The 12,114-nt window shown below is 73.8% G+C and carries 10 protein-coding genes and 1 tRNA gene; 7 read left to right on the forward strand and 4 right to left on the reverse strand.

Going from position 1 to position 12,114, the window contains the following annotated elements:
* The first annotated feature begins 3 nt into the window (after positions 1–3).
* The gene (locus tag NO900_RS03900; protein WP_465261784.1) at positions 4–321 is read left to right on the forward strand and encodes a BolA family protein; all 318 of its coding nucleotides are present in this window, start codon (positions 4–6) and stop codon (positions 319–321) included.
* A 54-nt stretch (positions 322–375) separates the two neighbouring features.
* The gene (locus NO900_RS03905) at positions 376–1,785 is read left to right on the forward strand and encodes a class II fumarate hydratase (protein ID WP_256407912.1); all 1,410 of its coding nucleotides are present in this window, start codon (positions 376–378) and stop codon (positions 1,783–1,785) included.
* Between the two features lie 6 nt (positions 1,786–1,791).
* On the opposite strand, the gene NO900_RS03910 is transcribed toward NO900_RS03905, so the two are convergent.
* A complete protein-coding gene (locus NO900_RS03910; protein ID WP_256407913.1) occupies positions 1,792–2,565 on the reverse strand; it encodes a DUF7847 domain-containing protein in 774 nt (257 codons plus the stop codon).
* A gap of 214 nt (positions 2,566–2,779) precedes the next feature.
* Here NO900_RS03910 and NO900_RS03915 point away from each other — a divergent pair, with 214 nt between their 5' ends.
* Positions 2,780–3,274 (forward strand): metal-dependent hydrolase, encoded by a 495-nt coding sequence (locus NO900_RS03915; protein WP_256407914.1) that lies wholly within the window; start codon positions 2,780–2,782, stop codon positions 3,272–3,274.
* A 119-nt stretch (positions 3,275–3,393) separates the two neighbouring features.
* Positions 3,394–3,660 (forward strand): hypothetical protein, encoded by a 267-nt coding sequence (locus NO900_RS03920; RefSeq protein ID WP_256407915.1) that lies wholly within the window; start codon positions 3,394–3,396, stop codon positions 3,658–3,660.
* A gap of 186 nt (positions 3,661–3,846) precedes the next feature.
* Here the strand turns inward: NO900_RS03920 and NO900_RS03925 are convergent.
* Positions 3,847–4,000, reverse strand: a tRNA-Met gene (locus NO900_RS03925).
* Between the two features lie 164 nt (positions 4,001–4,164).
* On the opposite strand from NO900_RS03925, the gene NO900_RS03930 reads away from it, so the two are divergent.
* The 3 genes from NO900_RS03930 to NO900_RS03940 all read left to right on the forward strand — a co-directional run bounded on the left by NO900_RS03930 (position 4,165) and on the right by NO900_RS03940 (position 7,333).
* Positions 4,165–5,487 carry a DUF7115 domain-containing protein gene (locus tag NO900_RS03930; RefSeq protein WP_256407916.1) on the forward strand — a complete coding sequence of 441 codons (1,323 nt, stop codon included), beginning with the start codon at positions 4,165–4,167 and terminating at the stop codon, positions 5,485–5,487.
* Between the two features lie 57 nt (positions 5,488–5,544).
* Positions 5,545–6,768, forward strand: coding sequence for a mechanosensitive ion channel family protein (locus NO900_RS03935; RefSeq protein ID WP_256407917.1), 1,224 nt, complete (start codon positions 5,545–5,547; stop codon positions 6,766–6,768).
* A 163-nt stretch (positions 6,769–6,931) separates the two neighbouring features.
* Positions 6,932–7,333 (forward strand): hypothetical protein, encoded by a 402-nt coding sequence (locus NO900_RS03940; RefSeq protein ID WP_256407918.1) that lies wholly within the window; start codon positions 6,932–6,934, stop codon positions 7,331–7,333.
* A 27-nt stretch (positions 7,334–7,360) separates the two neighbouring features.
* Here NO900_RS03940 and mutL read toward each other — a convergent pair whose 3' ends face one another.
* Together mutL and mutS are read right to left on the reverse strand one after the other, a co-directional pair.
* Entirely contained in the window at positions 7,361–9,118 is a 1,758-nt protein-coding gene (gene mutL / locus NO900_RS03945; protein ID WP_256407919.1) for a DNA mismatch repair endonuclease MutL, read from the reverse strand.
* Positions 9,108–12,107 carry a DNA mismatch repair protein MutS gene (mutS, locus tag NO900_RS03950; protein ID WP_256407920.1) on the reverse strand — a complete coding sequence of 1,000 codons (3,000 nt, stop codon included), beginning with the start codon at positions 12,105–12,107 and terminating at the stop codon, positions 9,108–9,110. The genes mutL and mutS overlap by 11 nt, the downstream gene beginning before the upstream one ends.
* Positions 12,108–12,114 lie beyond the last annotated feature (7 nt).

Consider the following 12,114-nt stretch of genomic DNA (forward strand, 5'->3'; position numbering starts at 1 on the left):
ACCATCGAACCGGCCGCGATCGAGGACCTCATCGAGGCGGAGATCCCGGACGCCGTCGCCCGCGTGACGGCGCCGCGGGTCCACGACGACGAGGACGAGGACGCCCACTTCGCGGCCGTCGTCGTCTCGCCCGCCTTCGACGGCGAGTCGCTCGTCGACCAGCACCAGCGCGTGTACGACGCCGTCGGCGACCGCATGACCCGCTCGGTCCACGCCCTGGAGATCAAGACGTACACGCCGGCCGACTACGCCGAGCACGGCGACGGGAGCCTCGCGTCGGAACTCCGCGAGGCGGGGCTGTTCCCGGTCGGCGACGAGTGAGGGCGGCGACCCGCTTTCAGTAGCTTTTACCCGGTCTCGCGGGAAGCGTCGCGTATGGGTGAGGACTACCGCACGGAGGAGGACAGCCTCGGCGAGATGCAGGTGCCGGCGGACGCCTACTGGGGGGCACAGACCCAGCGCGCGGTCGAGAACTTCCCGATCTCGGGGATCGGAATGAGCCGGCGGTTCATTCGCGCGCTCGGCGTCGTCAAGAAGGCGGCCGCGCAGGCGAACCGCGACCTCGGCCTCGTCGACGACGACACCGCGGAGGCGATCGTCGCCGCCGCCGACGAGGTGATCGCCGGCGAGCACGACGACCAGTTCCCGGTCGACGTGTTCCAGACCGGCTCCGGCACCTCCTCGAACATGAACGCGAACGAGGTGATCGCCAACCGCGCCGCCGAGATCGCGGGCGCGGAGGTCGGCGACCGCGTCGTCCACCCGAACGACCACGTCAACTACGGTCAGTCGTCGAACGACGTGATCCCGACCGCGATGCACGTCGCCGCGCTGGAGGCCGTCGAGAAGGACCTCGTCCCCGCCCTCGAAACCCTCCACGCCGAGCTCGAAGCCAAGGAGACGGAGTTCGACGGCGTCGTCAAGACCGGGCGCACGCACCTCCAGGACGCCACTCCGATCCGGCTCGGCCAGGAGTTCGGCGGCTACCGGACGCAGGTCGCGAAGGGGATCGAGCGCGCCGAGGGCGTCCAGTCGAACCTCCGCGAGCTCGCGCTGGGCGGCACCGCGGTCGGCACGGGGCTCAACACCCACCCCGACTTCCCGGAGCTCGCCGCCGAATACATCTCCGACGAGACGAACACGACGTTCCGCGAGGCCGAGAACCACTTCGAGGCGCAGGCCGCCCACGACGCGATGAGCGAGGCGCACGGCGCGCTCCGCACGATCGCCGGCAGCATGAACAAGATCGCCAACGACCTGCGGCTGCTCGCCTCGGGCCCCCGCAACGGGCTCGGCGAGATCGAGCAGCCCGAGAACCAGCCCGGCTCCTCGATCATGCCCGGGAAGATCAACCCGGTCGTCGCCGAGTCGGTCAATCAGGTCCACAAGCAGGTCGTCGGCAACGACGCCGCGGTCTCGGCGGGGACCGCGCGCGGCGAGATCGACCTGAACCTCTACAAGCCGGTCATCGCGCACAACTTCCTCGAGTCCGCCGAGCTGCTCTCGAACGCCGCGGCGACGTTCGGCGAGCGCTTCGTCGCGAAGCTGGCGGCCAACGAGGCGCACTGCGAGACCCGCGTCGAGCAGTCGATGGCGCTGGCGACCGCGCTGAACCCCGCGATCGGCTACGACAAGGCGAGCGAGGTCGCGAAGACGGCCCTGAAGGAGGGGAAGAGCGTCCGCGAGGCCGCGGTCGAGGCCGGCTACCTCACCGAGGACGAGGCCGACGAGGTGCTCGACCCCGAGGCGATGACGCGCCGCGTGATCCTCGGCAACGAGGACTGAGAGCCGCTACAGCTTCGGCGTCTGCGACGCGTCGACCGGCCCGGGCGCCGTCCGGTTCGCGTTCGGTCGCCCGTCGCGCAGCTGAAGGTACGCGGACGCGATGATCCCGTAGTACGGGACGAAGAAGGCCGCCGAGAGCGCGGCGGCGACGAGGTCGGACGCGAGGGGCACGCCGGCGAGGTCGGCGAGGGACGTGGTGGCGCCCAGCACGAGGCCGAACAGCCCGGAGAGGAGCACGAGGACGGCGAGCTTGAGCCGGGAGCCGCGGGCGAGCGCCCAGCTCCGCTTGAGGCTCCCGACGACGCCGCCGTCCTCGACGGCGACGACGAAGACGAAGAACAGGAACGAGGCCGCGAGGAACACCCCCGGGAAGAAGAGGAGGGCGAAGCCGACCGCGACGGCGACGCTCACGGCGATCCCGCCGACCAGCGCGACGAGCGTGGCGCGCCCGAGGCGCTCGGTCAGCGCCGGGGGGAACGTCGACGCCTCGCTCAGCGGCTGGGCGAACGTCCGCGAGAGGACGACGAAGTACGCCGAGCTCACGAGCGTGAGCGCGGCGAACAGCGCGATCCCGACGCCGCCGGAGACGGGGAGCACGAGTCCGGCTTCCCCGCTGAACTGCGCCGCGGCCTCGGGCGGGAGGAAGCCGGCCACGGCGGTGTTGACACTCGTTTGGATCCCGAGCTGGATCAGGAGGAGCCCGACGAAGAGGACCCCGCCGGCTCGGGTGAAGGTACGCCTGAAACCGTCGCTGACCGCACGGCCGAGTTGGAGGGCCATCGCGCCGGAACGTCTCGGCGAGTTCCAATAAAATAATCGAATCGACGCGGCGTTTCCGGCCGTGAAACCCGCTCGCGACCGGGGAGGTCCCCGCCCGCGGCGAGTCGGCCACCGGCGGCGAGCCCGTCGATCCGACCGCCGTCCGGAGGCGACGGTCCCCGACCCACGCGTGGGGACGCGTAACAGCCTTTTCGGTCGCCGTCGATGTCCACATATGCACCGGAAGGGGCACGTCGGCGCGTCGCTCGTCGTCTACGCACCGTTCGGGTTCGCCCTCGCCGCGCTCGCCTCGATCGAGGCGGCCGCGGTCGTCGCGGCGGCCGTCGCCTCGACGGCGATGGTCCCGGACCTCGACATGAAGGTCCCGTTCGTGAACCACCGCGGGATCACCCACACCGTGTGGTTCGCGCTCGCGGTCGGGGTCGCCTTCGGGGCCGCCGGGGCGATGCTCGGGCTTCGGGAGAGCGCCCTCGCCGCCGCGCTCGTCGGCGGGCTCGCGTTCCTGTTCGGCGCGCTGACGATCGTCTCGCACCTGCTGGCCGACGCGCTCACCCCGATGGGGATCGAGCCGTTCGCGCCCGTCCGAGACGACCATTACACGCTCGACCTGTTCAGGGCCGCGAATCCGGTCGCGAACTACGGCCTGCTCGCGCTCGGCGGCGTCGTCGTCGCGGGCGCGCTCGTCGCCGGCGCGGCGCTCCCGGTCTGACCCGCGGAAGCGGACTCGCGGCGCGCTACTCGGCGACTGACCCGCAGCTATGTTTAATTAATCTAATACGAGTGCAAGAAATGGTCGATTATTTGTTAATGAGGTATGATATATGACGCATGGTGTCCGGCGGTCGCGACGCTGACGAGTACACGTACCCGTCGTTCGACGGGTATCAACCCTCGCTCAAGCTCCTCGGTGGGGGCCTGTGGACACTCGCTCTCGTCTCGATACTCGGGCTCTGGGCTCTCGTGGACTTCGACGCGTCGCCTGCGGCGTCGACGGTCGGTCTCGCCGTCATCGCGCGCGCCTTCGTCGGCGTCGTCGTGTTCGTGGCCGTATTCCCGATCGTCTTCCGTCTGCGCCGGATCGCGCGCCAGGCGTGAACCCCCGTCCGTGGACGCATCCACGCCTCACCGGTGCAACTAGCGGGTCACCCGATCACCGAGGCGCCGACCCGTCGCCGTGTCCGGTGTGATCTCCTCACTTTCGACACGACGCGGTTCGTGTCGAGACTGCCCAGCGCTCCAGCTGGTGGTGGTTATGACTGCACCTGCCAACAATACGGTAGATGGCCGGGGTGGGCTCCGAACCCACGATCTCCGCATGTCCCAGGTCCGAGGCTCGGCGGAGCCACGGGAAGGACGCGGACGCTTCCAAGGCGTCACCGCACCGAATCTCCGAACCCTATGAGTGCGGCGCTATGTCCAGCTAAGCCACCCGGCCTCACCCTTCCGTACCGCGATGAGACTCTTTAACCTTCCCATCCGTCGGAGGGGTGGGAGGCGGTGACAGAGGGGAGCGCGTCCCGCGAATCGGTCGGTCCGAGGGCCGAAGTGCCCGGGCGCGGACCCCGCGGATTTATGCGTGGCGGGGCGAATCCTCGGGGTATGAGCCTTCCCGACCTGCTCGCGGAGACCGTCGGCGACGAGGACGTCGTCGCCGAGGTCTCGCTCGGGGGAGCCGACCGGCTCGCGGTCACGCCGACGCGGACGCTCGTCTATCGCGGCGACGGGCTGCTGTCGGACGAGACGGTCGCGGAGTACTCCCACGACGTCGAGCGCATCGCGGTCTCGACGGGCCGCCGCAAGGCGAAACTCACCCTCGGCTACGGCCTCGACGGCGACGAGACCCTCTCGCTGCCGGCGGACCGCGCCGACGAGGCCCTGCACCCGATCCTCGCCGGCGTCCTCTCCGCGACCGGCGTCACCGACCCCGGCGAGTCCGTCCTCCGCACCTTCCGCTTCTCCGAGCTCACCCTCGTCGTCACCAGCGATCGCCTCGTCAAACACGTCGGCGCCGCGGTGTGGGACGAGGAGTTCGAGGAGTTCCCCTACGCCGACCTCACCGGCCTCGACTTCGAGGAGGGGACCGTCGCGACCGCGGTCGTCCTCGCGCACGGCGGCCGCTCCGAGCGGTTCAAGGCCCCCAACGAGTCCGCCCGCGCGGTCCGCGAGACCCTCGTCGACGCCGTCTGCGACTACCACGACGCGGACAGCTTGGAGGAGTTCCGCGTCGCCGTCGCCGACGACGAGTCCGACGAGGACGCGGGCGCCGACGAGACCACCGACTTCGGCGAGGGTCCCGACCCGCTCTCGGCCTCGCCCGCCGCCGACGCCGAGGCGGAGGGCGGGGCGGGCGACCTCGACGGCGCGACGAGCGCGATGGACGACCCGCTCTCCGCGGGCGTCGGCGGGGCGGACGGGTCCGCCGCGACCGGGACCGACGACGGGTCCGGGTCCGGAACGGCGCCCGCGAGCGGCGCGGCCGGAGGGCGCGACCCCGCCGCCGACGACGCCGGCGCGCCGCGCGAGACGACCGCCGGGACGGCGAGCGACGACGCGGTCGCGGGGGGCTCGACCGACGCCGACCCGCTGGCCGGCGGCGCCGGGGGCGAGCCGGTCGGGGAGGCCGACCCCGCGGGCGACGCCGCCGACGGGACCGCCGGGAACCGGGGCGCGTCGACCGAGGGGGCCGCGTCCGGGGGAACCGCGTCGGGCGGGGTCGGGGAGCCGGCCGCGCGGGACGACGCGGCGGCCTCGACCGACGACGGCTTCGGCGGGTCGCCGTTCGAGAGCGCGGGCGTCGAGGGCGAGGACCTCGCGGCCGAGGTGGCCGAGCTGCGCCGCGCCGTCAAGGAGCAGTCCGAGCGCCTCGACCGGCAGTCCGAGCTCATCGAGCGGCTGATCGAGGAGCTCCGGCGCGGGCGCTGATACCGGCGCGAGAGCCACGGGGAGCCATTTATAACCGAGCCGACGAAAGCCCGGAGAGTGACCGCGCAACTCGGCCCCCGGATCGACGCGACGCTCGGCAGCGTCGCGACCGCGGAGGCCCGCCTCGCCCTGACCGTCGGCATCCTCCTCGCGACGACGCTGACCGGCTGGCTGCTGCTCCCGCGCGCCGTCCGGGCGGGCGAGCGGGTGACCGCGGCGCGGCTGGAGCGCTTCCTCGACGGCCGCGGCGAGTCGTCGGTCGAGACGCTCCGCGAGGCGGTGCCCGTCTCGTTCGGCCTCCGAGTGTTCGTCGCCGTGCTCCAGCTCGCGCTGTTCGCGCTCGCCGCCGTCGCCGTGCTGACGCTGTGGGGGCGGTTCGCGGTCGTCGTCGCGGTCCTCCCGGTCGCGGAGAACGCCGCGGCCGTCGCCGGGCGGGCCCTCCTCTCGGTGCTGCTGCTCGGCGGCGCCTACGTCGCGAGCGACGTGGTAGAGGAGTACGTCGCCGACCTCTCCGCCGACAGCGACCGCATCACGGCCCACCAGGAGCAGCTCCTCAGCCGGATCATGCAGGTCGGGCTGCTCGTGATCGCGGGCGTCACCGTCCTCGGGATCTGGGGCGTGAACCTCGGCGGGCTCCTCGTCGGGGCGGGCTTCCTCGGGATCGTGCTCGGGATGGCCGCCAGACAGACCCTCGGCTCGCTCATCGCCGGCTTCGTGCTGATGTTCGCGCGCCCCTTCGAGATCGGCGACTGGGTCGAGATCGGCAGCGAGGAGGGGTTCGTCACCGAGATCACGATCATGAACACCCATATGCGGAACTTCGACGGCGAGTACGTCGTCGTGCCGAACGACCTCGTCACCAACCAGGCGATCACCAACCGGAGCCGCGAGGGGCGGCTCCGAATCCACATGGAGGTCGGGATCGGCTACGACGACGACCCCGACGAGGCCAGCGGGATCGCCGAGGAGGTCCTAGAGGAGATCGACACGATCGCCAACAACCCGAAGCCGTACGTGATCCCCTCCGGCTTCGGCGACTCCGCGATCCTGCTCGACCTCCGCTTCTGGATCGATCCGCCGACGCCGCAGGCGCGCTGGCGCTCGAAGGCGACCGCCGTCGAGCGGATCCAGGAGCGGTTCGCCGACGCCGGGATCTCCATCCCCTACCCCCAGCGCACCGTCTCGTACCCGCCGGAGACGGCGGAGGCGGACGAGACGGTCGAGCGCGTCGAGCGCTTCGACGACGACGGCGAGGGGCGGCCGAGCGACCGGCCCGCCTGAGGGCGCGTCGACGCGCGCGTAACTTCTTTTTCGCCCGGCGGAGTGAGGGGCGATACGAGCGGCGCCGACCGCCGCCGGACGGCGCACCCGACGACCGGCGGGACGCCCCGCGAGCGCCGCCGGCCGATGTCGGTCGCACCGCCGCCGCTCGGGAGGCGAGAGGATGGGTGAGCGAGGTGGAATCCACTGGCCGGACGTCGCCGTCGGACTGGGAGCCGTGCTCATCGGCGCGGCCCTCGTCGGCGGCCTCGTCTACGCCGCCGGCACGACGTCGGTGACCCGCGCCGACTACGAGGCGTACGTCGAGCGGTGCGGGGACCTCGCGGGGGAGTCGCGGCTGGTCGACGCCGGCCTGGGCACGGAGACGGTCACGCTGAACGAGAGCGACGTCCGGGGCTGCGAGAACGCCACCCTCGCCGAGTACCGGACCGCGCGACTGCGGTCGATGCGGTCGACGCCGCTGAACGCGGTACAGCGGGGTTGGATCGGCGGTACCGGGCTCCTGTTCGCGGGCGTCGGCTCGCTCCTCCTCCGCCGACAGCTCACCGCCGATCGGTCGGGGTGAGCCGCGGACGAGCGGCGCTCGGCCCGCTCACCGCTCCCGCCCGAACCCGGCCGCGAACGTCGCCGCGTCGACCGACAGGACCGTCGGCCGCCCGTGCGGGCAGGCGTACGGTCGGTCGCACTCGCCGAGCCGGTCCAAAAGCGAGCGCCGCTCGTCCCGCGACAGCTCCCCGATCTCCCCGCGCTTCAGCGACGGGTGACACGCCAGGTCGGCGAGCAGCGCCTCCCGGGCGTCCCGCGGGGACTCGTCGCCCGCGAGCGTCGCCAGCGCGTCGCGGAACGCGTCCGCGTCGGCCGCCCGGCCGAACGGCGCCGGGACCGAGCGCAGCCTGACGGTCCCGCCGCCGAACGGCTCCGTCTCGAAGCCGAGCGCGTCCAGCGCGTCGGCGTGCGCCTCCGCGGCCGCCGCCTCGTCGGCCGACAGCGAGACCGCCGCCGGGGGATCGAGCGCGGCGGTCGGCACCGGCTCGTCGGCGAAGGCCCGGGCGAGCCGCTCGTAGTTCACGCGCTCGTGGGCGGCGTGGCCGTCGACGACGAGCAGCTCCTCGCCCGCCTCGACGAGGAGGTAGAGGTCGCGGAAGACGCCGATCGGCTCCGCGTCCGCGAACGTCCCGGGCCGCTCCCCCTCCTCGCCCCCGACCGGGTCGAGCGCCGACTCGATCCCGGTGTCGACGTCGCCCTTCCGCCGGAGGTCGGCGCCCGTGAGCGCGTCGGCGACGGCCGACTCGACCGCCTCCGCGAGCCGGTCGGCGTCGCGCAGCCCGACCTCCCGCTTCGCGGGGTGGACGTTCGGGTCGACGCGGGCGGGCGGCACCGCGGCGTCGACCGCGGCCACCGGCTCGCGGTCGTCCGGGAGCAGGCGCCCGTACCCGGCGCGGACCGCGGCCGCGAGCCGGTCGTTCCGCACCGGGCGCCCGTTCACCGAGACGCGGACGTGGTCGCGGGAGGCGCGCGTCACCGAGGGGTACGCGAGCGCGCCGGCGACCTCGACCGAGAGCGGTTCCCCGCCGTCGCCCCCGACGTCGACGCTCGCCGCGAGCTCGGTCGACCGGCTCGCGGTCTCGCGGTCGTAGACGCCGAGCAGCGCGTCCGTGACGCCCGTCCCCGGCGTCGACAGCGTGGTCGAGCCGCCGTGCGCCAACGAGAACGCGACCTCGGGGTTCGCGAGCGCGTAGTCCGCCGCCAGCGAGGAGATCCGCGCGAACTCGGCGGCCGGCCCCGCGAGCGACTCGCGGCGCGCGGGACGGGTCGCGAACAGGTCCTCGACGACGACCGTGGTCCCGCGGGGGTGGCCGGCGTCGGACACCGCGATTTCGGGGGCGCCGTCGCCCGCCGCCGTCCCGTCGGCGACCACCCGCGTGCCCGCGGGGCCGCCGTCGCTCGTCGTCAGTTCGAGCCGCGCGGCGTCGGCGATCGCGGCCAGCGCCTCCCCGCGGAAGCCGAGCGACGCGACGCCGACCGGGTCGCCGTCGGGCGCGAGCTTGCTCGTCGCGTGGCGCTCGACCGCGCGGCGGGCGTCCGCGCGGCTCATCCCCTCGCCGTCGTCGGCGACCCGGATCCGGTCGGTGCCGTCGCCGTCGACCGCGACCTCGACCGAGGCGGCGCCGGCGTCGAGCGCGTTGTCGATCAGCTCGCCGACGACCCGCGCCGGCCGGGTGACCACCTCGCCCGCGGCGATCCGGTCGACCGTGGCGGGGTCGAGCCGGCGGACGCGGCCCGGCCCCTCGGCCGCTCCCGTCGCCTCGCGGTCGGGCCGACCGCCGCCGGCGCGCTCCTCACCCGCCATCGTCGAGCCTCGACTGGAGGTCGTGGAGGGCGTTCAGCGCCTCGATCGGCGTCATCCGGGCGAGGTCGAGGTCGCGGAGCTCGGCGGCGAGGTCGCGCTCGGCGTCGGCTCCGAGGTCGTCGGTCTCGGTCGGATCGGCCTCGTCCCCGCCGGTCTCGGTCGGATCGGCCTCGTCCCCGCCGGCCTCGGTCGGGTCGGCCCCGCTCCCGCCGACCTCGCTTCCGTCTTTCGGGGTCCGGTCGCGGGCCCCGGCGTCCGTCGGACGGTCGCCGTCGGCGCCGGTGGAGACGTCGCCGTCGCCGTTCACCGAGACGTCGCCGTCGTCGCCGACGCCCTCCTCGGCGAGGAACTCGCGGAGCGAGACGTCGCCCGACTCCCCCTCGTCCGCCGACGCGGCCCCCTCGTCGGTCGGTGCGTCCGGACTCTCCGACCCGTCGCCCCCTGACGCGGCCCCGTCCCCCGACGGGTCGCGCTCGGCGGCGGCCACCAGCGACCGCGACCGCTCGACGACCGGGGCGGGGACGCCGGCGAGCTCGGCGACCTCGACGCCGTACGACGAGGAGGAGGCGCCGGGGACGACCCGGTGGAGGAACGTCACGTCGCCGTCCTCGCGCGTGGCGGTGAAGTGGAGGTTGAAGACGTGTTCGCGGTCGTCGGCGAGGTCGGTGAGCCCGTGGTAGTGCGTGGCGAACAGCGCGGTGGCGCCGAGCTCGTCGTGGACGAACTCGACGGCCGCGCGGGCGATGGCGCGCCCGTCCGTGGTGGCGGTGCCGCGGCCGACCTCGTCGAGGAGGACGAGCGAGTCCGGCCCGGCGTCGTGGAGGATCTCCGTCAGCTCGCTCATCTCGCGCATGAACGTCGACTGCCCGCCCGCGATGTCGTCGGAGGCGCCGACCCGGGTGAACAGCCGGTCGAAGACGGGGAGGGTCGCCGCCTGCGCGGGGACGAACGAGCCGGTCTGCGCGAGCACGACCGCGAGCGCGACCGACCGCATGTACGTCGACTTCCCGCTCATGTTCGGTCCCGTGATCACGGCGACCGACCCGCGCGGGAGGTCGGCGTCGTTCGGGACGAACGACTCCTCCGCCCGCTCGACGACCGGGTGGCGCCCGCCCTCGATCTCGACCCCCGCGTCGGAGTCGTCGACGACCGCCGGGCGGACGTAGTCGCCCTCGACGGCGACCGCCGCCAGCGACGCGAGCGCGTCGAGCTCGGCGAGCGCGTCCGCGAGCCCCTGGATCCGCTCCGTCTCGCTCGCGACGCGCTCCCGGACGTCGGCGAACAGCTCGTACTCCACGGCGTCCGCGCGCTCGGCGGCGCCGACGATCTCCTCCTCGCGCTCCTTCAGCTCGGGCGTCACGTAGCGCTCGCGGTCCTTCAGCGTCTGCCGGCGGCGGTAGTCGTCGGGGACGCGGTCGCGGTTCGCGTCGGTCACCTCGATGTAGTAGCCGTGGACCTGGTTGTGGCCGACCGACAGCGAGTCGATCCCGGTGCGCTCGCGCTCGCTCGCCTCCAGGTCGGCGACCCACTCGCGCCCCTCGCGCTCGGTCGCGCGGAGCGCGTCGAGGTCGTCGTCGAACCCCTCGCGGATCACGCCGCCCTCGGTGATCTCCTGCGGCGGGTCGGTCGCGATCGCCTCGTCGATCAGCTCGCGAATCTCGGCCAGCTCGTCGAGCCGGTCGCGGAGGTCGCGGAGGTGGTCGGTCCGGGGGCGATCGGGCTCGCCGTCGCCGTCGGTGCCGTTCGCCCCCTCGGCCCCCGCCAGCGTCGCCTTCAGCTCCGGGACGACCGCGAGCGTCGCGTGCAGCGAGCGCAGGTCGCGGGCGTCGGCCCGCCCCCGAGAGACCCGGCCGACGAGGCGTTCGAGGTCGTAGGCGGCCCCGAGCGCGTCGGCGATCCCCTCGCGGACCAGCGTGCGGTCGGCCAGCTCGCCGACCGCGTCGTGGCGGCTTCTGACCGCGTCGGCGTCGACGAGCGGGCGCCGGAGCCACCGCTCCAGGCAGCGCCGCCCGAGCGCGCAGCTCGTCTCGTCGAGGACGTCGAACAGGGTGTCGCCGGCGCCGAGCCCGCGGTTCTCGAACAGCTCTAGACTGCGCTGGGCGGCGGCGTCGAGCCGCAGTCGGTCGCGGGGGTCGTACCGCCGGAGCCGGGTGACGTACGAGAGCGGGCCGTCGTCGCCCTGCGTGTACTCGGCGTACGCGAGCACGGCGCCGGCCGCCCGCAGCTCCGCGTCCGCGTCGAACCGCCGGTCGGGCGCCGGGAGGTACGGCTCCAGGCGCTCGGTCGCGGCCCGCCGCTCGAAGACCTCGGGGTCGTGCTCGTGGACCGTCCAGCCGTTCTCGGCGTCCGGGGGCTCGAACGCGGGGGCGTCGGGGCCCGCGATCAGCTCCGCCGGGGCGATCCGGTCGAGCTCCCCGGCGACCGCGTCGCGGTCGCCCGAGGTGACGAGGCACTCGCCGGTCGAGACGTCGACGGCGGCGAGGCCGACGGGCGGGGAGCCCGGGGCGTCTCCGCTCCCGCCGCCGGCCCCCTCGCCCCCGGCCGCCACCGCCGCCACGTAGTTCGTCGTCCCCGCCTCCAGCAGGTCGTCCTCGACGACGGTGCCGGGCGTGATCACCTCGGTGACCGCGCGGTCGACGAGCCCGGACGCCTGCTCGGCGTCCTCGACCTGGTCGCCGACGGCGACGCGGTAGCCCGCGTCGAGGAGCGACTCGAGGTAGGGGGCGGCGTTGTCGATGGGGATCCCCGCCATCGGGTAGTCGCCGGTGGAGTCCGAGCGCTCGGTGAGCGTCACCTCGCAGACGCGCGCGACGACCGCGGCCGCCTCGCAGAACGCCTCGTAGAAGTCGCCGACCTGGAACAGGACGAGGGCGTCCTCGTGGGCGGCACAGAGGTCGGCGTACTGCGAGAGCATCGGCGTGAGCTCCTCGCGGGCCTCGGCGATCCCCGGGGGGAGCCCCGTCGCGACCGCTCGGTCCGGGGTGGACATACCGCGA

The sequence above is a fragment of the Halorubrum rutilum genome (assembly GCF_024494565.1).

Bases quoted from the DNA above. Each gene is read 5' to 3' on its own strand.
- mutL (WP_256407919.1), bottom strand. From the start codon at position 9,118: ATGGCGGGTGAGGAGCGCGCCGGCGGCGGTCGGCCCGACCGCGAGGCG.
- NO900_RS03920 (WP_256407915.1), top strand. From the start codon at position 3,394: ATGGTGTCCGGCGGTCGCGACGCTGACGAGTACACGTACCCGTCGTTC.
- NO900_RS03930 (WP_256407916.1), top strand. From the start codon at position 4,165: ATGAGCCTTCCCGACCTGCTCGCGGAGACCGTCGGCGACGAGGACGTC.
- mutS (WP_256407920.1), bottom strand. From the start codon at position 12,107: ATGTCCACCCCGGACCGAGCGGTCGCGACGGGGCTCCCCCCGGGGATC.
- NO900_RS03940 (WP_256407918.1), top strand. From the start codon at position 6,932: ATGGGTGAGCGAGGTGGAATCCACTGGCCGGACGTCGCCGTCGGACTG.
- NO900_RS03910 (WP_256407913.1), bottom strand. From the start codon at position 2,565: ATGGCCCTCCAACTCGGCCGTGCGGTCAGCGACGGTTTCAGGCGTACC.
- NO900_RS03905 (WP_256407912.1), top strand. From the start codon at position 376: ATGGGTGAGGACTACCGCACGGAGGAGGACAGCCTCGGCGAGATGCAG.
- NO900_RS03915 (WP_256407914.1), top strand. From the start codon at position 2,780: ATGCACCGGAAGGGGCACGTCGGCGCGTCGCTCGTCGTCTACGCACCG.